This is a genomic window from Microbacterium sp. 1S1 (assembly GCF_008271365.1).
Lineage (GTDB): Bacteria > Actinomycetota > Actinomycetes > Actinomycetales > Microbacteriaceae > Microbacterium.
The window spans coordinates 1,070,013-1,089,124 of the sequence record NZ_CP043430.1 but is presented as its reverse complement, the minus strand read 5'-3'; the positions used below and the strand labels follow the sequence as shown (position 1 = coordinate 1,089,124).

The following is a 19,112-nucleotide window of genomic DNA, read 5'->3' as shown; positions in this document are numbered from 1 at the left end:
ACCCGAACGGCGGGGGCGTTCTGCGTGTGAGGTCAGCGCCTCTGCGTGAGGACCGCCGTGGCGAGGGCCGTGGCGATGACGCCGAGCGCACCGACGCCGAGGAGCACGAGACCCGCGGGCCAGACCTCTCGCCTGAAGACGTCGTAGCCGTCGCTGTACTCGACGATGTGCTCGGCCGTCCCGACTCCCGTAAGACTGATGCCGAGGATCAGGGCGACGACGGACACACCCCACGCGACGATCCACCCGAAGCGGTTCACGGCCACCCGTCGCCGCTGTGCGAGCTCGGCCTCCTCCGCCTCGAGTGCGATCCCCGACCGCGCGTCGCCATCGGTCTCGTGCGTTACCTCGGATGTGGTCTCCATGGCCGCACGATATCGGACGGGGTCGGTTCCGGCAGGATGCCGGTCACACCAGTCCGACGAGCTCTTCGCGCACCCACGCCTCGAGGGTCGTCGGTGTCGTGGAGAGGACGGACCGCGGCTGCTCCGCCGTGAAGTCGTCGCGGAGTCCGGTCGACATCCCGAGCACGGCCTCCGCCATCGCCTCGGGCATCCCCGCAGCGCGGAGCGCCTGACGCATCTCCTCGTCGTCGATGCGCTGCACGGTCACCTCTCGGCCGAGCTCGCGCGTCAGGATCGCGGCGACCTCGGTCCAGCTCACGTCCGCGGGTCCGTGCACGGCCTGCACCCGCCGCCCCCTCCACTCCCGGTTCAGCAGCGCGAGCGCGGCGACCTCCGCGATATCGCGCGGCGCCACCCACGGCATCCGGAACTCGAGCGGCAGCACGGTGGCGAGCGTCCCCGCCCGCAGCGACTCGATGTCGAGCAGCAGGTTGGTGAAGAAATAACCGCAGCGCAGATGTGTCACGTCGATGCCGAGGGCGTCGAGCGCGACCTCCGTGGCCGCCAGGCCGTCGATCTCGCCGACTCCGTGCCGCTTCTCCGCGCCGACACTGCTCTGGAACACCACTCGCCCGATGCCGTTGGCCTCAACCGCCCGCACCAGGGCCTCGGTCGCACGGGCGTAGTCGGCGAGCGGGTCGTCGGAGAACACCGACGGGTCCACCCAGTACAGGGCATCGACACCCCGCGTCGCTGCAGTCACCTCCTCGGCATCCTGCGAGTCGGCCCGGACGACGTCGACATACGGGCGCAGGTCGGCGGCGATGCGATCAGGGTCCCGGGCGAGCAGTACGGGGCGGACGCCGGCGCGGATCAGCATCCGGGTGAGGTGGTGCCCGACGTGGCCGTAGGGGGTGGTGACAGCGATGCGCATGAGGATCCTCTCGGTCGTTGTCGCTCCACGCTAGAGACAGATGCGGCCTGATTCGGGCCGCATCTCGCGCGATGATGGAGCTGTGGACGCGCCCTCGCACCGCACCATCCAGCTGCTTTCGCTGCTGCAGACCGGCGGCGAGTGGAGCGTGCCCGAACTCGCTTCCCGCCTCGCCGTGAGCCCGCGGACGGTCCGCCGCGATGCGCAGCGGTTGCGCGACCTCGGCTATGACGTGCACTCCCGGCCGGGCCCCGGCGCCGTCTATCGCCTACGCCCCGGGACGCGCATCCCGCCGTTGCTCCTGGACTCCGACGACGTCACCGCGATCATCACCGGACTGCTCGTCCTCGAAGCATGGAGCCCTGAGGACCCGGCCGCCGCGGTCGCCCGCGGGAAGATCGAGCAGGTCCTCCCGCCTGGCCTCAGACGACGGGCCGCCGCGACGGCGCTCTCCACGCAGATCCTCCACGCGGAGTCGGCACCCACCGAGTGGGCGGCGGTCGGGACACTCGCCGACGCGGTCGCCCAGGGTGCTCGCGTCGCCTTCACCTACACCGACCAGCACGATCGCACCTCGGAACGGGTGATAGCGCCGCATCGCCATGTCCTCCGCGGAGGGCAGTGGTACGTGGTCGGCTTCGACATCGATCGCGACGACTGGCGGCTGTTCCGGCTCGATCGGATGCGGGAGGTACGGACGCTGCCGGGGGCGTTCGCGGCGCGGGAGTTCCCCTTCGGGTCGGTCGAGGAGTGGCTCGCGAGCGACTTCGGCCGCTCCGGACACTGATCCGCCGCGGCCCCGCAAGCCCCTCTGCGGGCACCTACCCCCGCCGTATTCTCGCGGCATGTTGAAGATCGTGTCGATCGTGATCCGCGTGAACGACCTCCCGGCCCAGACCGCGTTCTGGAAGGCCGCTCTCGACTACGTCGAACGAGACCCTGCGGAGGACGACTGGGTCGTGCTGAAACCCCGCGACGCCGACGCACCGTGCATCGCGCTCGACGCCCACCACTCGGAGCGCGTGCTGCCGCCACGGATCCACCTGGACATCTACGCGGAGGACCAGGCCGCGGAGGTACAGCGACTCGCGGGCCTGGGAGCGCGGGAGGTGCAGTGGGACGGCCGCCCCGACCACGCCGACTACATCATCATGGAAGACCCCGAGGGCAACCGCTTCTGCGTCGTGGACCGCCCGGAATGGCCCGGGTGGAACGCCGGATGAGTCCGCCCCGCGCCCCTTCCCGCCCGCCCTCCGGGCCGTCCCGCCCTCCCGGGCCGTCCCGCCGTCCGGGCCGTCCCGCCGTCCCGCGGGTGCGGAGTGCGAAAACGTGCCGGGTGAGGCGAGCTCCGGGGCGTTTCTGCGCCCGCACACAACGCGGCGGTGAGGGTGCTCGGTGCTGCGAGTGCGAAAAACGTCCCCGGTGAGGCGAGATCAGGCGCGTTCCTGCACCCGCACGCGATGCGGCGGCGAGGGTGTCCGGTGCTGCGAGTGCGAAAACGTCCCCGGGGAGGCGAGTGCGGGGACGTTTCTGAACCCGCACGGAAGAGGTCGGGGCCCGGCCGAGGATCGGGAGTGCGAAAACGGGCCGGAACCCACGTATGGAAGTGCGTTTTTGAACCCGCACGGGGGGCACGGGGGGCAAGGGGGCGACGCGGGGCGGGGCGGAGCGGGGGCTACGAGTGGGGGAGGCGGGCGCGGGCGGCGCGGACGAGGGCGGCGTTGCTCGGGGCGGGGGGCTCCGTCCGGGAGGAGCAGCGTGTCCTCCAGGCCGATCCGGGTGTCGAGCCCGAGCTCTGCGGCGAGGTCGAGGGCGGGCCAGGTCGACAGCTCCTCACCGTGCAGGAGGATCGGCAGATCGGGCTCCTCTCGGGCCACATGCGCGATCAGCCCCTCGGCGTGCGGCCGGACGACGTCGGCAGCCTCCGCGGGAAGCTCGACGAGAACGCGCAGGCACTGCCCGCGGACCGGCGACACTCGCCACGCCTCGAGCCCGGCCGCATCCCAGATCCCCGCCTCGACGCCGACCCCGCGCCGTCCCAGCAGCGCCGCGACCTCGTCGGCCCCGGCCTCATGCCAGTTCACGGAGGCGTAGTCGGGGAGCTCGGTCCAGCCCTCGATGGACTCGAGCCGTCGCGCCACATCGGGCTCGGCCCAGGCTCCGGTCGTCACACCCACGAGGACTCCCGGGCACGCGGCTCGGACGGCCCCGAGCCACCGCTGCACGTCCGCGGGGGCGAGGGAGTCCCGTCCGGCGGCGTCCTTCGGGTGCACGTGGAGTTCGGTGGCACCCGCGTCGACGGCGGCCGCGGCATCCTGCGCGACCACCGACTCGTCGGCGCTCAGCCAAGGATGCTCCGCGACGTCCCTGGCACCGTTCACGCAGGCCTGCAGGATCATCAGCGGCTCACCACATGAGGTCGCGCGGGTGCGGCTCGTTCGGGGCGACGTCGTCGGACGGCCCCTCCTCCGTACGAACGAAGTGCTGCACCTGGCGCGCCGTCGCCGCACCACGGCCCACTTTCACCGCCTCCTCCATCGACTCGAAGCTGCTGCCCAGCGTGTGCGACTCGCCCTGAATCCGGTTGAACCAGATGCCATTGCGCGAGAACGTCTCGATGTCTCCTGCGGCCATGCCCTGCCTTTCGTCTCCTCCTTTCTACGGGAGCCCACCGACGCGGAAGAGGCCCTTGACACGTCGTGTCGCACACCTCGCGCGACGGGCCACCCCGTTGCGGGCGTCCCGGCCCCCTGCGGACGATCGCAACGGGCCGGGACGCCCGCAAGGGGCCGGGTCGACGCTCGACGACGACGACGACGGGTCAGGCCACGTCGAGCACCCAGGTCACGCCGAAGCGATCGGTGAGCATGCCGAAGCCGGCCGACCAGGCCGACGCGGCAAGAGGCTCGATCACGGTCGCCCCCTCGGCGAGGGCGTCCCAGACGGGCTGGAGCTCCGCGAGCGAGTCCGCCCGCAGTGACTGGAAGAAAGAGCGGTCCGTGATCGTCATCCCGTTCTCCCGGGTGGTCGTGCCGGCGGTCGCGGCGGAGGCGGCGTCGTCCGAGCCGGGGATGTCGTACGCCATCAGCCGCACGGGGCCGTCCACCTGCCCGAAGACGACCTTGTCGAAGCCGGGAACTCCTTCCGGCATGCCGAACTGCCCGTACGTGGCGACGGTGACCGTGCCGCCGAAGACCGAGCGGTAGAAGTCGAGCGCCTGCCGGGCCGTGCCGCGGAAGTTCAGGTGCGTGGTCGTGGTGATGGTCATGGTGTCCTCCGTTCAGCGTCCCGACTCTCGGTCCGCGTGTCCTCCACGATCACAGGCGTAGCGGTCGGTTCTTGTCCTCTTCTCGCCGCACAATGGACCTATGGCCGGAACGTCCGCACGCATGCTCTCCCTGCTGTCGCTGCTGCAGGCCAGACGCGACTGGCCGGGGCAGACCCTGGCCGACCGTCTCGGGGTGACCACCCGCACCGTGCGGCGGGATGTCGACCGCCTGCGGGGGCTCGGATACCGGATCGCCGCGAGCAAGGGGCCGTACGGCGGGTATCGCATGGAGGCCGGGTCGGAGCTCCCGCCCCTCCTGTTCGACGACGGGCAGGCGGTCGCGGTCGCGGTCGCGTTGCAGAGCGCCAGAGCGGGCGGCATCGACATCGCGGAGGATGCGGAGCGCGCCCTCGCGACGGTGCGCCAGGTGATGCCCTCCCCCCTCCGGCACCGGGTGGACGGTATCCGGTTCGCGGGGGCACCGACCGAGCTCCTCGTCGACCCGGCGGTCCTGGAAGCCGCGAGCACAGCGGTCCGCGACCGCCAGGTCCTGCGCTTCGACTATGGCGACACGACCGATCGCCCGCCCCGGCGCACGGAACCGCACGCGGTCGTCGCGAGGGAGGGCCGCTGGTATCTCCTCGCCTGGGATCAGGAGGCGGATGACTGGCGCACCTTCCGCCTCGACCGGATGCGGCCGAAGGCGCCGACCGGCCCGGCGTTCGCGCCGCGCCCGCTCCCCGCGTCCGATGCCGTCACCTTTCTGGCGGCCCGAGCGAAGGGGGCGACCACGGAAGACCGCTGGCCCTGCGTCGGCGAGGTCGAACTGCCGCTGCCGGCACGGGAGGTCGCACCCTGGGTGGGGGACGGCACCCTCGAGCCCCTGACCGCGGACTCCTGTCGGCTCACCGTCGGGTCGTGGTCCTGGACGGGTGTACTCGCCGCGGTCGCTCGCTTCGACGTCCCGTTCACGATCCTCGGTCCGGAGGCGCTGCGCATCGCGGCGGGGGTCCTCGCCGCCCGCCTGGAGACCGCGCGATCCCTGCCGTGAGCTGCGACGCCGGAGCCGGGGAAGGCGCCGGTAGACTGAAGACGCCCCGCCGGCCCCTTCCTTTGGAGTGCGCGTGACCACCGCCCCTGCACCGTCCCCCCAGCACGTCCCCGATTCCGTCGAGAACGCGATCGCGACCCCCGAGAAGGAGCAGCCCTACGGCGCCCTCGGGCTCAAGGACGACGAGTACGCGCGGATCAAGGAGATCCTCGGCCGTCGCCCCACCTCGGGCGAGCTGGCGATGTACTCGGTGATGTGGTCGGAGCACTGCTCCTACAAGTCGAGCAAGAACTACCTGCGCCGCTTCGGCCAGAAGGTCTCCGACGAGATGAAGGAACGCCTCATGGTCGGAATGGGCCAGAACGCGGGCGTCGTCGACGTCGGCGAGGGCTGGGCCGTCACCTTCAAGGCCGAGTCGCACAACCACCCGTCGTTCATCGAACCGTTCCAGGGCGCGGCCACCGGCGTCGGCGGCATCGTCCGCGACATCATCTCGATGGGCGCGCGCCCCGTCGCCGTGATGGACGCTCTGCGCTTCGGGGCGATCGACCACCCCGACACCGCCCGCGTCGTGCACGGCGTGACCAGCGGCATCAGCTTCTACGGCAACTGCCTCGGCCTTCCGAACATCGGCGGCGAGACGGTCTTCGACAGCGTCTACCAGGCGAACCCGCTCGTGAACGCACTCGCGGTGGGCGTGCTGCGTCACGAAGACCTCAAGCTCGCGAACGCGACCGGCGTCGGCAACAAGGTCGTCCTGTTCGGTGCCCGCACCGGTGGCGACGGCATCGGCGGCGCGAGCATCCTCGCGTCCGACTCGTTCGACTCGACCGGCCCGACCAAGCGCCCCGCGGTGCAGGTGGGCGACCCGTTCGCCGAGAAGGTGCTCATCGAGTGCTGCCTGGAGCTGTACCGCAACGAGCTCGTCGAGGCGATCCAGGACCTCGGCGCCGCCGGCATCTCCTGCGCGACCAGCGAGCTCGCGGCCAACGGCAACAGCGGCATGCACGTCTCGCTCGACAACGTGCTGCTGCGCGACCCCACGCTCACGGCCGAGGAGATCCTCATGTCGGAGTCGCAGGAACGCATGATGGCCATCGTCGCGCCGGAGAAGCTCGACGCCTTCCTGGCCGTCGTGAACAAGTGGGAGGTCGAGACCTCCGTGCTCGGCGAGGTCACCGGCGACGGACGCCTCATCATCGACTGGCAGGGCGAGCGCATCGTCGACGTCGACCCGTCCACCGTCGCGGTCGACGGCCCCGTCTACGACCGTCCCGTCGCGTACCCGACGTGGATCGACGCCCTGCAGGCGGACGCCGCGGAGGACCTGCCGCGCGCGAACGACCCGGAGACGCTGCGCGAGCAGTTCCTCGCCCTCGTCGCCTCCCCGAACCTCGCGGACACGAGCTGGATCACCAACCAGTACGACTACTACGTGCTCGGCAACACGGCCCTGAGCTTCCCCGACGACGCCGGCATGATCCGCGTGGACGAGGAGTCGGGCCTCGGCTTCTCCGTCGCGACCGACGCCAACGGCCGCTACTGCCAGCTCGACCCGTACGCGGGCGCGCAGCTCGCGCTGGCCGAGGCCTACCGCAACGTCGCCGTCACCGGCGCCGTGCCCACCGCCATCACCGACTGCCTCAACTTCGGCTCCCCCGAGAACCCCGAGGTCATGTGGCAGTTCGGCCAGACCGTCGACGGCCTCGCCGACGGCTGCTACGAGCTCGGCACCCCCGTCACCGGGGGCAACGTCTCGTTCTACAACCAGACCGGCGACGTGCCGATCCACCCGACCCCGCTGGTCGGCGTGCTCGGCATCATCGACGACGTGTCGCGCCGCATTCCGTCCGGCTGGCAGGACGAGGGGCAGAACATCTACCTCCTCGGCACCACGTCGACCGAGCTCTCCGGCTCCGCGTGGGCCGAGGTCGTGCACCAGCACCTCGGCGGCCGCCCGCCGAAGGTCGACCTCGCGGGAGAGAAGCGCCTCGCCGGGCTGCTCGCCGCGGCACGGGACGAGTGGCTCATCTCCTCGGCGCACGACCTCTCCGAGGGCGGGCTCGCGCAGGCTCTGGCCGAAGGCGTCATGCGCTTCGGCGTCGGGGCCCGCGTCTGGCTGAACGAGATCATCGAGCGTGATGGCGTGGACGCCGCGACCGCGCTGTTCTCCGAGTCGACCGGCCGCGTGATCGTGACCGTGCCGCGCGAGGACGACGTGAAGTTCCGCGGACTCTGCGAGGGCCGGGGCTACCCCGTCGCCCGCATCGGCGTCACGGACAGCGAGCCGCAGCTCGAGGTGCAGGACGTCTTCACCGTCTCGGCCGCCGAGCTCCGCGAGCGCTCGCGGGCCACGCTGCCGTCGTACTTCGGTCCGACCGTCACGGAGCCGGAGGCCTCATGAGCGGCGACGGCCTCAGCGAGGACTACGGCGATCTCGGCGAGAAGCGCAACCGACGCATCCGCATCGTCGCGTGGACCGTCATCGTGGCTCTGATCCTCGGTGGCGGTGGCGCGACGGTGCTCACGCTTCTCCTCGGCTGATCCGGCGCGGCATCGCGGATTCGCACCCGTGTCGCAGGGATTCCATGAATCCGTGCGACCTCGTGCGGATCCGCGACCTCAGCGGGCGAAGAGATACCGGGTCAGCGCGACGACGGAGCCCGGATCGTGGGCCTCGCGGCCGAGGGACTCCACGATGATGGCCCCGAGGATCGCCCGGCCGAGCTGCTCGACCGGGGCGTCGTCCGGAAGCTGACCGTCGCGGATGCCGCCGCGGAGACGCTCCGACAGGTACTTCTCCACCCCGAGGCTCTCCCCCAGGTGCGCGCCGACCGAGGCGTCCTCCGTGGCCGCGGCCACGAGCGAGCGCAGCAGCACCCCGCCCTGCGGCTTCTCGAGGATCGACAGGACACTGCGCAGCCAGGTCTCGACATCGGCGGAGAGGTCTCCGGTGTCGGGGACGACGAAGTCCACGGGGATGAGACGCCCCTCGGCCAGGCACTCCCCGATGAGGGCGCCCCGCGACGGCCACCAGCGGTAGATGGTCTGCTTGCCGACCTTGGCCTCCTTGGCGATGCCCTCGATCGTGAGCCGGTCGTACCCCTGATTGTGGAAGAGACGGGCCGTCGCGTCGAGGATCGCCTCGCGGGCCGCGGTGCTGCGCACAGGGCCGCTGCGATGCTCGTTCACCATGCGTTCAGGATAGCCACAGATCCCTAGACGAGACGTGCCGTATGCTCTTTTCGTCTGAAGGAGATCACGTGGCTTCACTGCTGTTCCGTCTGGGTTCTTTCGCTGCGCGCAAAGCATGGACGGTGATGGTCGCCTGGGTGCTCATCCTCGGGCTCGGCGTGGGCGCCTTCCTCACTTTCGGCGGCACGCTGAGCAACAGCTTCGACATTCCGGGCACCGCCTCCGGCGAGGTCACCGATCAGCTCGCCGACAAGCTTCCCGACACCGCCGGCGGCACCGGGACCGTCGTCTACACGACCGATGACGGCGAGCCCTTCACCGACGAGCAGAAGCAGGCGATCTCCGACCTCGCCGCGAGCGCGGAAGAGCTCGACGGTGTCGCCTCGGTCGTCGACCCCTTCGACGCCCAGCGGCAGCAGGACGAGCAGGCGAAGGAGCTGACCGACGGGCAGGCCCAGCTCGAGAGCGGGCGGGCCCAGCTCGACGCCGGGCAGGCGCAGCTCGACGACGGCCGGGCCCAGCTCGAGGCCGGCATCACTCAGCTCGACGGCGCGCGGGCTCAGGCCGAGGCCGCCGGCGCGCCGCCCGAGCAGACCGCCGCACTCGATGCGCAGCTCGCGGAACTGAACGCCCAGCTCGCGCAGCTCGACGCACAGCAGGCCACCATCGACGCGAACCGCGCCGAGCTCGCCGACAACGCGGAGCAACTGGAGCTCGGCACCACTCTGCTCGACCTCGCCGACGGCATCGGCGTCGTGTCGGAGGACGGCTCCACCGCGATCGTCAACGTCTCCTTCGTCGACCCGCGCCTGGAACTGTCCGAGGAGGTCAAGCAGAGCACCATCGCCCACTTCCAGGACGCGGAGATCGACGGCGTCACGGTCGACTTCGGCACCGACATCGCCCAGGGCGTGCCCGAGATCTTCGGCGTCGGCGAGGCCATCGGACTCGCGTTCGCCGCGGTCGTGCTCATCGTGATGCTGGGCTCGCTGATCGGCGCGGCCCTGCCCATCGTCACGGCCGTGGTCGGCGTCGGCGTCGGCGTGACGGCATCCCTCGCGTTCTCCGGTGTCGTCGACATGGCCTCGGTCACCCCCGTCCTCGGGGTGATGCTGGGGCTCGCGGTCGGCATCGACTACTCCCTCTTCATCGTGAACCGGCACCGCAAGCAGCTGCTGGCGGGCTCGCCCGTGCGCGAGTCCATCGGCCTCGCCACCGGCACCTCGGGCACGGCAGTGGTCTTCGCGGGAACCACGGTCATCGTCGCGCTCCTCGCCCTCAACGTGACGGGTGTGCCGTTCCTCGGCCTCATGGGGACGGTGGGCGCGGTCTGTGTCGCCGTCGCGGTGCTCGTGGCCGTGACCCTCGCCCCCGCGATCCTCGGTCTCGTCGGCACCCGCCTGCTCGGCCGCAAGGCCCGGGCGACGATCGGTCAGGAACACGCCGCGGGAAGGCCCGTGCGCCGGATGTCGACGCTGCGCGCGGTCGTCACCGCGCTCGTCAGCGTCGTCGCGCTGCTCGTGATCGCGATTCCCGCGATGTCGATGCGCCTCGGCCTCCCGGACGGATCGAGCGAGCCCGCCGACTCCACCAGCTACCGCGCGTTCCAGACCGTCGACGAGCAGTTCGGCGAAGGAGCGAACGGGCCACTCCTCGTCACCGCGACCCTCGACGACGCCGTGAGCGACGACGACCTCCTGGCCACACAGGTGACCGTGGCGGAGAAGATCGCGGAGCAGGACGACGTGGTCGCGGTGGCCCCCATCGCGACGTCGGACGACAATACGCTCCTCGCCTTCCAGGTGCTCCCCGCCGAGGGGCCGAACAGTGCCTCCACCGAGAAGCTCGTGCAGGACCTCCGGGCGCTCCCCGAGATCGACGGCGACATCACCCTCGGCGTCGCCGGGCAGGCCGCCACGAACATCGACATCTCCGAGGCCCTGGCGAGCGTTCTCCCGCTGTACCTCGTGGTCGTCGTGGGGCTGTCGCTGCTCATCATGATCGTCGTGTTCCGCTCACTGCTCGTGCCGCTCATCGCCACGGGCGGGTTCGTCCTGTCGCTGTTCGCGACGTACGGGCTCATCGTCGCGGTGTTCCAGTGGGGCTGGGGCGCCGACCTGATCGGGCTGCACAGCACCGGTCCGATCCTGAGCTTCCTGCCCGTGATCCTCGTCGGCATCCTGTTCGGACTCGCGATGGACTACCAGCTCTTCCTCGCGTCGGGGATGCGGGAGGCCTACGTGCACGGCGCCTCCGCGCGCGATGCCGTGGCGCAGGGCTTCCGTGCCGGTCGCTCGGTGGTCATTGCCGCCGCCCTCATCATGGTGTCGGTGTTCGGCGGGTTCGTGTTCTCGGAGTCGACCATCATCCGCTCCATCGGGTTCGGTCTCGCGTTCGGCGTGCTGCTCGATGCCTTCGTGGTGCGCATGCTGCTGATGCCCGCGCTCATGCACCTGCTCGGACGCTCGGCCTGGTGGCTGCCGACGTGGCTCGACCGCATCGTTCCGAACGTCGACATGGAGGGCGCGGCGCTGGAGCGGGATCACCCCAGCGTGCACACCGACTCCGTGCCCACCGTGGAGCCCCCGCGCTCCCGCGAGCGGCGTCGCGGCTGAACCCCGTTCGGCCGGGACAGGCGTTCACGCGGGTTCAGGCGACTGTGATCAGGGCCGCCTGACCCCGCGCGGATGCCTGATGCTGCGCGAGCGGTCGCGGGTGCCGGCTGTCGGGGAGGGCAGGCAGGCGCGGCAGTTCAGGCGACTTCTTGCTGGGGGCGCCTGAGTCCGCGCGGGCGCCTGACCCCGCGCGGACGCCTGATCCCGCGCGGACGCCTGAACCCACGCGAGCGCCTGATCCCGCGCGGGCGCCTGATCCCGCGCGGTCTCCGGAGTCCGGGCCAGCGCGGGTGGCGGCGGACCTAGAGTGGGCGGATGGATCTGCGTGCACTGCTGGAAGAGCGCCGCGCCGAGGCCGAGGCCCGCGTCACGGCGACGGCGGCTACGCTCGCGGAGCTCATGCACGACCGCGAGGGCTCGAACGACGATGACGAGCACGACCCGGAAGGCGTCACGCTTTCGTCGGAGTGGTCACGGCTGTCAGGGCTCGCCGAGGCGGCACAGGCCGAGCTCCGGCAGGTGGACGAGGCGCTGATGCGGATGGACGCCGGCACCTACGGCATCTGCGCGCACTGCGGGCGACCCATCCCGCCGGAGCGACTGGAGGTGCGGCCGTTCGCCGAGTACTGCGTGGCCTGCGCCGAGAAGCTCGGTCGCTGATGCCGGAGCATCCTGGACCCGCGAGACGTGCCGGGCACAACTCCGGAGAACGCGGCCGACACGCCGCCCAGAACGACGTGTCGGCGGCGCGCCGTACCGGATCTCCGCACTTGTGCCGCTCGAGAGGGTCTCGTCAGGACAGCATGCCGCGCCAGATCACGTCGACGGCGGCGCGCAGGCGAGCCACCACGGCCGGGTCGTCGATCCGGTCCCCGCGGACGACGAGCTGGTAGTACGCGACACCGGCCACCGCGTCGAAGCACGCCTCCACGTCGAGATCCGCCCGGAGCTCGCCGCGCACGATTCCGGCCCGCAGAGCGTTCTGCAACGGGACCCGACGGCGGGACACGTGCGACTCCCAGTACGCCTTCTGCAGCGCCCGGTCGGACATGACGAGACGGATGCGCTGGCGGAACCGCTCCTCGGAATACCCGGGCGCGGACGGAGCCACGCCGTCCGCCCCGAGCCCGAGGCCGGTGAGGAGGATCTCGCGCAGATCGGCGTCGGCCGGGTACTCCGGAGGGACCTCCCGCCCCACGTCGAGGGCCGCCGCGATGAGCATGGTCAGCGTCGGCCAGCGTCGATACAGCGCCGCCCGGCTGACGCCGCTCCGGGCGACGACCCGCGCGACCGTCACGTCTTCCCCCGCGTCGATGATCTCGAGCGTGGCGGCGACGATCTGCGCATCGATGTCCTCGTCACGCGGACGGCCGGGCCGACGCCGCACCTCCGGCGACCGTGTCGCGACCGTCACGCGCCGAGCGCCCGCTCGCGCAGCCGGGCGATGGTCGCGTCGGACAGACCAGCCATGCGGAGCGGGGTCAGCGGGTCGCCGTGCTGAGCCCGGAGCGTATCGAGGAGGCTCCGCATCGACACGTCCATCGACCCCTCCAGCAGAGCGGACGAGGCATCCCGCGCATCGACGTCGAAGCCGAGCGCCTTCCACATCGCCCCCATGACCGGCGCCGTGCGCGCCATGATCGCCACCATGTTCTCCCCGGTACGCGCATAGTCGTCCACGATGTCGTCATCCGCAGCCCCCAGGGCGAGCAGCAGCATCGCGGCGAGGACGCCGGTGCGGTCGCGCCCCGCCGCACAGTGGAAGGCCGTCGCCCCCGGCGTGTGCGCGATGACGTTGAGCGCCGTCACGAGCTGCGGCGCCGCCCCCTCCACCATGCGGAGGTACATCAGCCCCATGGCCTCGTGCGTCAGCGCGGGGTGATCGCGGTCGATCGACGCTCCGACGTCGGCGATGAGCGGCAGGTGGTGGTAGGCGACCGGGTGCTCGCCGAGCGGACCGCGGCCGGTGACCGCGACCTCGAGCGGCGAGCGCAGGTCGATGATGGCGGTGAGCCCGCCGGCGAGCAGTTCGTCCGCGACCTCCGCGGTCACGTAGGCGAGGTCGTCGGTGCGGATGGCCAGACCCGCGCGGAGCACCCCGCCGTCGATGGCGATGCCACCGAGGTCGCGCAGGTTGACCGGCGCGCTGAGGATGAGACCGGTGTCGATCATGGTCATGTGATTCTCCTTCGGATGAGGGCACTGCCCTGGTCGATCAGCGTGACGAGCACGATGATGCAGAGGATGATGGCGCTGAGGTGGCCGTAGTCGTACATGCGCATGGCGGTCGTCAGCTCCAGCCCGATGCCGCCGGCGCCGACGAGACCGAGGATCGTCGCGCCGCGGACGTTCCCCTCGAACAGCAGCAGCGTGTACGAGGTGAGCAGCGGTGCGGCCTGGGGGAGCACGGCGTACTGGATCACCTGACGCTTCGAGGCGCCGACCGCCTCCATCGCGACGACGGGACCGCGGTCGACCTGTTCCATGGCCTCCGCGAAGATCTTGCCGATCGACCCGATGGAGCCGAGCGTCATGGCGAGGATCCCGGCGAACGGTCCGAGTCCCACCGCCGAGACGAACATGAGCGCGAACACGAGGTCGGGCACGGAGCGGATGATGTTCATGATCCAGCGCGTCGGGTAGTACAGCCACCGCGGCGCGAGGGTCGACGTCGCCCCGAACGCGACGATCAGGGACAGCACCGCGCCGAGGACGGTGCCGACGACGGCCATCTGGAACGTCTCCAGCAGCAGCGCGAGGATGGTGCCGATCTTCGAGAAGTCGGGCGGGAACAACCGGGACAGGAACTCCCCCATGTTGACGGCACCCTCGCCGAGCTTCACGAAGTCGAACCCGGCTCCGGCGAACGACCAGAACAGCAGCAGCGCGGCGACCGGGAGGCCGAGGAGGAAGCGGGCGCGGGGGACACGGAAGGCGCTCTCGAGCCGGGCGCGCTCCGCCGGGTCGAGCTGGGGGCGCACGGCCCGCTCTTGGCGCTCAACGGTCGTCGTCATCGCGGTGCTCCTCGTCGTCGTACAGGTCCTCCAGTGCGGCCACGTCCAGCTGTGATGTGACGCCGGAGACGAGCATCTCCCCGTGCCGCAGACCGACGATGCGGTCGCTGTGCGCGAGGGCGAGCGGCAACACGTGCAGGCTCACGAGCACAGGGATCCCGTCCTGCACCGCGATCTCGCGGAGCAGCCCGAGCACGGAGTCGGCGAGCTTCGGGTCGAGCGAGGCGACCGGCTCATCGGCGAGGATCAGTTTCGGCCGCTGCATGAGCGCGCGGGCGATCGCCACCCGCTGCTGCTGCCCGCCGGACAGCGACCGTGCGGGTGCCGTCGCCTTATGTGCGATGCCGACGCGGTCGAGGAGGTCGAGGGCCCGGCGCCGGTGGGCATGCGTGAAGCCGCCGACGAGGTTGGCGGGCCCGGCGCCGTGCAGCGCCCCGGTCAGCACGTTCGTGAGGACGCTGAGGCGCGGGATGAGGTTGAACTGCTGGAACACCTGCCCCACCTCGGAGCGCAGCGTCCGCAGCTCCCCTCGCCCGAGGTTCGTGACGTCGTGCCCGGCGACCCGCGCGGACCCGGCCGCGATGGGCGCGAAACCGGTGAGGCTCCGCATCAGCGTGGACTTGCCCGATCCGGAGGCCCCCAGGAGGGCGACCATCTCCCCGGGGAAGAGGTCGAGGTCGACGCCGTCCAGCACCGTCGTGGAGTCGTAGGCGACGCGCAGGCCGCGGACGGTGACGAGCGGCAGCGCCTGGTGCACCTCTGCCGTGGGCGTGCGCCCGTCATCCTGGTGCCGCGCAGCCACGGCGGCGACGCTCATGCCCGTCACTGGAGGTCCTTCAACTCGACACCCGCGACGGCCGCGATCTCGGCGAACGACGCGAACGCGCTGTCCTCGGGGTCGACCGTCTGCGGAGCGGCGGCGAACGCCCCGAAGGCTCCGAGCTTCTCGGCGTTCTCCGGGGTGAACACGGCGGCGATGCCGTCCTGGATGACCGTGCGCGTCTCGGCGTCGAGCGAGGGGCGACCGAGCACGGCACCCGCGACGTCCATGGCCGGGCTCTCGCCGACCGCGCGCCACTCGCCATCCGCGAAGGGGAACATCGGTGCGCCGAGCTCGGTGAGCATGACGGCGGTGCACGCGGCATCCACCTGCCCCTGCTCCAGGGCCGCGAAGCTGCCCTCGTGGCCGCCCGCGAAGATGGCCTCGTAGTCCTCGCCCTGCTCCAGCCCGGCCTCGTGGAGCATGAAGACCGGCATGAAGTAGCCCGAGCTGGAGGCCTGATCGGCGAAGGCGACGGTCTTCCCCGCGAGGTCTTCGACCGTCTGCACGGGCGAGTCCGCGAGCACGACACAGGTGGACACCGGCTTGCCGTCGCCCTCGAAGGCCACCAGTGCGTCCACCTCGCCCGTGTTCACGGCGAGCGCGGAGGGGAAGCCGCTCATGATGCCGATGTCGACGTGGTCGGAGCGGAGGGCCTCGACCACGCTCAGGTAGTCGGGCACGTCGGTGATCTCGACCTCACGGCCCGTCGCGTCCTCCAGCAGCGCGGCGAACACCTCGATCGGGTTCTCGGCCGTGGGGTCTTCGCCGACGGGGATCGTGGCGATCGTGAGGGGAGCGTCGGGGTCGGCAGGGGCCGCATCGGCGGTCGGGGTCTGGCACCCGGTGAGCGCGAAGGCGGCGACGCCCAGGAGGCCGACGGCGGGCAGGGTGAAGCGGCGCATGATGACCTTTCGGGAGGTGATGCCTCGGGATTCCGAGACCATCGGTATTCCAACTCCCGAAGGTGACGAGGAATTACGAGACCGCCGTACCCGTAACCGAACGCTGCGTGAACGGATGGTGTCTCTCGCGCACAACTTCGGAGACGGCAGGCGACAGGCCGACGAGGTGCCCCCGGCCCCGGCGTGTCGGCCCGGATCTCCGGAGCTGTGCCCGGGTCAGCGGGGGCCGAGCGCCTCGGCGACCTGGTCGAGTACGGCGATCGAGGCACGCATCTCGGCGGCGGGCACGGGGAACTCGCCGGTCTCGAGCATCCGGGCGAACGCGCGGACGCCGGGCTGCACGTACCCGGGCCCGATCGCGATCTCCCGGCTCGCGATACCGTGACGGCCGACGACCGCCGCACGGAACGGCACCTGACGGTCACCGTCCGGACGCACGAACTCGAGCGTGACCGGCACGCCATCGACGCGATACCGGGCGACCACACCCGCGGGCAGGAACTCCACGTCGACGCTCTCCGCAGCGCCGGGCCACAGGCACTGGGCGAGATCGGCGACGTGGATGCCGTAGAAGAAGATGCCGCTGTGCGGACTGTCCGGATCGGCCGGCCCCGTGACGGTGACCGACTGCACCTCCCCGATGCGGCCCGCCTCCGCCGCCAGCTCGGCGGTGTCGTGGAGCCAGCGGAGCGTCGACGACGAGGTGACGGGTGCTCCGCCTCGCTGCGCGGCAGCGAGGATCGCGTCGGCATCGGCGACATCCGCCGCGAGCGGCTTGTCCACCCACACCGGCACCCCGGCCTCGAGGAAAGGGACGGCGACGGCACGGTGGTCGGCGCCGTCGCGGGCGGTCACGATGAGCGCGTCCACCGCGCCCCGGAGCGCAGCCACCTCGTCGACGACCCGATCGATGCCCCCGAGCTCCACCAGTTCCCGCGTGCGCTCCGGCTCCCCCGCGACGACGGTCGTGATCCGCAGAGGGACCTCTGCGACGCCGGTGATCAGGAAGCGGACGATCTCCGTCGCGTGGCTGTTCTCGATGCCGACGATGCCGACGCTCTTCATCCGCCCGTCCTCCCTCTCATGCTGTCCCCCGGCGGCCCCTCGGTGCGCAGTAGGCTGAACCCATCATGGACGAGTTCATCCGGGGCTTCTGGGACTTCGCGGGTGACTACTGGTGGCTCGTCTTCCCGATCATGGGAATGGCCGGCGGCGCCGCCAAGGCCTGGGAGCGCAGTTCCAAGCGTCGGCACGAGCGCCGGCTGGAGACGCTGCGTATGAAGGCTCAGCTCAAGACGGCCGAGATCGAGGCGCGCACGGCCGGACGGCAGGCGAAGCGCCAGGGTCCGACGGTCGTCGACACGACCGCGTCGGTGACCCCCGACGACCTGCTCGCCCGCCTGTTCGCCGAGCACGACGAGATCACCGCGCGGTGGCTGGACTACGAGCTCGACGTCGCCAAGCTGATCGCCTTCCCCGCGATGAGCGACGGCCGCCAGCCGCTGACGGCCGCCTTCCTCCGCGCGAAGAAGACCGCGGACGCGCTGCGTCCGCCTTCCGCCGACGCGAAGCTCTCGGAGCAGCAGATCGCGGAGTACCTGCAGGCCGTCGGCGACTACGCGGTCGCGTTCGAGATCGCGGAGAAGGACGCACGTCGGCTGCGTGACTCGACGTTCACCGAGGCCGAGCGCAAGCGCCTCGACCGCGCGCAGCAGCTCCTCAAGGTCGCCGTGGACGAGTCGGCGACGCAGTCCGAGCGGAACATCGCATACAAGCGGGTGCGCGAGGAGCTCGACGGCCTCATCCTGCTCTCCGACGAGGCCGTGACCGTGCTCGAGAAGCAGGTCGCGAAGGAGCTTCCGTCCGCGGCCGCAGCGACGGATCATGCCGAGGCCGTTCCGGAGCCGCTGCCCGTGACCGACCCGCGGCGGACGACGGAGGGCACATGACCCCCGAGAACATCACCGGCCCCGTCGCCGTGCACGCCGAGGCCCCGATCTGGTGGCCCGGGTGGGGCGGACTGCGCTGGGTCGACGGCGACGTGGGCGACCTGCTCACCCTCCGCGGCGACGAGATCGTCCGCCAGCACATCGACGACGAGTACCTCGCGTTCTTCCGTCCGCGGACGTCCGGGGGCTTCGTGGCGGTGGGAGCGCGCACCCTGTACCTCGCCGACGGCCCCGATGCGGAGGCCCGACCCGTCGCGACGCTGCTCGACGACGGCGCGGTGCGCATGAACGACGGCTGCTGCGACCCGCGGGGACGGCTCCTCGCGGGATCGATGTCCACGGACTCCACCGCGGGTGCAGGGACCGTGCTCCGCATCGACGCCGCCCTGGACGTGACCACGGTGCTCCCCCGCGTGACCTCGTCCAACGGCGTGAGCTACTCGCCGGACGGCCGCCGCGTCTACTACGTCGACACCGACACCGGCCGGATCGACGTGTTCGACGTGGCCGAGGGCGACCTCCGCGGACGCCGCGTGTTCGCGCACATTCCCGAAGACGACGGCGTGCCCGACGGCCTCACGGTCGCCGCGGACGGCAGTGTCTGGGTCGCGCTGTGGGGCGGGAGCCGCGTACGGGGCTTCGAGGCGTCCGGGGCGGTCCGCGAGGACATCGTGCTGCCGGTGCCTCAGGTCAGCGCGTGCACGTTCGGCGGTGATGACCTCGGCACGCTCTTCATCACGACCTCCGCACAGGGTCTGCCGTCCGATCACGGCACTGCCGCCGGGTCCGTCTTCGCCGTGCGGCCCGGGGTGCACGGTCTCCCGGTGCTCCCCTTCGCCGGCTGACCCGGGCGCGAACACAGGCACTCGCGCGACAACAGGCCCCCTGTCCCTCCACCCGCCTGAGCCCGCGCGAACGCCTGACCCCGCGTGAATGCCTGACCCCGCGGGCGCCCGTCGCGACAGGCACTCGCGCGACAACAGGCACCCTGTCCCTCCACCCGCCTGAGCCCGCGCG

At 71.3% G+C, this 19,112-nt stretch carries 21 protein-coding genes; 9 read left to right on the top strand and 12 right to left on the bottom strand.

Features of this window, described 5'->3' with window-relative positions; translation table 11 throughout:
- Positions 1-32: 32 nt before the first annotated feature.
- Both FY549_RS05430 and FY549_RS05425 read right to left on the bottom strand, forming a co-directional pair.
- On the bottom strand, positions 33-365 hold the full coding sequence (locus FY549_RS05430; RefSeq protein ID WP_149084168.1) for a hypothetical protein: 333 nt from the start codon (positions 363-365) through the stop codon (positions 33-35).
- A 43-nt stretch (positions 366-408) separates the two neighbouring features.
- Positions 409-1,278 (bottom strand): NAD(P)H-binding protein, encoded by an 870-nt coding sequence (locus FY549_RS05425; protein ID WP_149084167.1) that lies wholly within the window; start codon positions 1,276-1,278, stop codon positions 409-411.
- A gap of 82 nt (positions 1,279-1,360) precedes the next feature.
- On the opposite strand from FY549_RS05425, the gene FY549_RS05420 reads away from it, so the two are divergent.
- Positions 1,361-2,065, top strand: a complete 705-nt coding sequence (locus FY549_RS05420; protein ID WP_259614103.1) for a helix-turn-helix transcriptional regulator — start codon at positions 1,361-1,363, stop codon at positions 2,063-2,065.
- A gap of 58 nt (positions 2,066-2,123) precedes the next feature.
- Entirely contained in the window at positions 2,124-2,501 is a 378-nt protein-coding gene (locus tag FY549_RS05415; protein ID WP_149084165.1) for a VOC family protein, read from the top strand.
- A gap of 210 nt (positions 2,502-2,711) precedes the next feature.
- Here FY549_RS05415 and FY549_RS05410 read toward each other — a convergent pair whose 3' ends face one another.
- From FY549_RS05410 to FY549_RS05400, 3 genes are all read right to left on the bottom strand, one after another.
- Complete coding sequence (locus FY549_RS05410; RefSeq protein ID WP_262381142.1) at positions 2,712-3,677, bottom strand: 3-keto-5-aminohexanoate cleavage protein; 966 nt, start codon at positions 3,675-3,677, stop codon at positions 2,712-2,714.
- Between the two features lie 7 nt (positions 3,678-3,684).
- On the bottom strand, positions 3,685-3,912 hold the full coding sequence (locus FY549_RS05405; RefSeq protein ID WP_149084164.1) for a hypothetical protein: 228 nt from the start codon (positions 3,910-3,912) through the stop codon (positions 3,685-3,687).
- Between the two features lie 187 nt (positions 3,913-4,099).
- Positions 4,100-4,546 (bottom strand): VOC family protein, encoded by a 447-nt coding sequence (locus FY549_RS05400; protein ID WP_149084163.1) that lies wholly within the window; start codon positions 4,544-4,546, stop codon positions 4,100-4,102.
- Positions 4,547-4,646: 100 nt separating this feature from the next.
- Between FY549_RS05400 and FY549_RS05395 the strand changes: the two genes are divergently transcribed.
- From FY549_RS05395 to FY549_RS16460, 3 genes are all read left to right on the top strand, one after another.
- Positions 4,647-5,597, top strand: a complete 951-nt coding sequence (locus tag FY549_RS05395; RefSeq protein WP_149084162.1) for a helix-turn-helix transcriptional regulator — start codon at positions 4,647-4,649, stop codon at positions 5,595-5,597.
- A gap of 73 nt (positions 5,598-5,670) precedes the next feature.
- Complete coding sequence (gene purL / locus FY549_RS05390; protein WP_149084161.1) at positions 5,671-8,001, top strand: phosphoribosylformylglycinamidine synthase subunit PurL; 2,331 nt, start codon at positions 5,671-5,673, stop codon at positions 7,999-8,001.
- A complete protein-coding gene (locus FY549_RS16460; protein ID WP_187614931.1) occupies positions 7,998-8,141 on the top strand; it encodes a hypothetical protein in 144 nt (47 codons plus the stop codon). Before purL ends, FY549_RS16460 begins: the two co-directional genes overlap by 4 nt.
- 78 nt (positions 8,142-8,219) lie before the next feature.
- Here FY549_RS16460 and FY549_RS05385 read toward each other — a convergent pair whose 3' ends face one another.
- Positions 8,220-8,792, bottom strand: coding sequence for a TetR/AcrR family transcriptional regulator (locus tag FY549_RS05385; protein ID WP_101847737.1), 573 nt, complete (start codon positions 8,790-8,792; stop codon positions 8,220-8,222).
- 68 nt (positions 8,793-8,860) lie between these two features.
- Between FY549_RS05385 and FY549_RS05380 the strand changes: the two genes are divergently transcribed.
- Together FY549_RS05380 and FY549_RS05375 are read left to right on the top strand one after the other, a co-directional pair.
- A complete protein-coding gene (locus FY549_RS05380) occupies positions 8,861-11,407 on the top strand; it encodes an MMPL family transporter (RefSeq protein ID WP_149084160.1) in 2,547 nt (848 codons plus the stop codon).
- A gap of 315 nt (positions 11,408-11,722) precedes the next feature.
- Positions 11,723-12,067, top strand: a complete 345-nt coding sequence (locus FY549_RS05375) for a TraR/DksA family transcriptional regulator (protein WP_149084159.1) — start codon at positions 11,723-11,725, stop codon at positions 12,065-12,067.
- Positions 12,068-12,200: 133 nt separating this feature from the next.
- Here FY549_RS05375 and FY549_RS05370 read toward each other — a convergent pair whose 3' ends face one another.
- The 6 genes from FY549_RS05370 to FY549_RS05345 form a co-directional block, all read right to left on the bottom strand.
- Positions 12,201-12,821, bottom strand: coding sequence for a TetR/AcrR family transcriptional regulator (locus tag FY549_RS05370; protein ID WP_149084158.1), 621 nt, complete (start codon positions 12,819-12,821; stop codon positions 12,201-12,203).
- Complete coding sequence (locus FY549_RS05365; protein ID WP_149084157.1) at positions 12,818-13,585, bottom strand: tyrosine-protein phosphatase; 768 nt, start codon at positions 13,583-13,585, stop codon at positions 12,818-12,820. Before FY549_RS05365 ends, FY549_RS05370 begins: the two co-directional genes overlap by 4 nt.
- Positions 13,582-14,421 carry a phosphonate ABC transporter, permease protein PhnE gene (gene phnE, locus FY549_RS05360; protein WP_149084156.1) on the bottom strand — a complete coding sequence of 280 codons (840 nt, stop codon included), beginning with the start codon at positions 14,419-14,421 and terminating at the stop codon, positions 13,582-13,584. The genes FY549_RS05365 and phnE overlap by 4 nt, the downstream gene beginning before the upstream one ends.
- Positions 14,405-15,238, bottom strand: coding sequence for a phosphonate ABC transporter ATP-binding protein (locus FY549_RS05355; protein ID WP_149084155.1), 834 nt, complete (start codon positions 15,236-15,238; stop codon positions 14,405-14,407). The genes phnE and FY549_RS05355 overlap by 17 nt, the downstream gene beginning before the upstream one ends.
- Before the next feature lie 5 nt (positions 15,239-15,243).
- A complete protein-coding gene (gene phnD / locus FY549_RS05350; protein WP_200838882.1) occupies positions 15,244-16,188 on the bottom strand; it encodes a phosphate/phosphite/phosphonate ABC transporter substrate-binding protein in 945 nt (314 codons plus the stop codon).
- 174 nt (positions 16,189-16,362) lie between these two features.
- Positions 16,363-17,211 (bottom strand): Gfo/Idh/MocA family oxidoreductase, encoded by an 849-nt coding sequence (locus FY549_RS05345; protein WP_149084154.1) that lies wholly within the window; start codon positions 17,209-17,211, stop codon positions 16,363-16,365.
- Positions 17,212-17,276: 65 nt separating this feature from the next.
- On the opposite strand from FY549_RS05345, the gene FY549_RS05340 reads away from it, so the two are divergent.
- On the top strand, positions 17,277-18,095 hold the full coding sequence (locus FY549_RS05340; RefSeq protein ID WP_149084153.1) for a hypothetical protein: 819 nt from the start codon (positions 17,277-17,279) through the stop codon (positions 18,093-18,095).
- Positions 18,092-18,940 (top strand): SMP-30/gluconolactonase/LRE family protein, encoded by an 849-nt coding sequence (locus tag FY549_RS05335; RefSeq protein ID WP_149084152.1) that lies wholly within the window; start codon positions 18,092-18,094, stop codon positions 18,938-18,940. The genes FY549_RS05340 and FY549_RS05335 overlap by 4 nt, the downstream gene beginning before the upstream one ends.
- Positions 18,941-19,112: the final 172 nt, after the last annotated feature.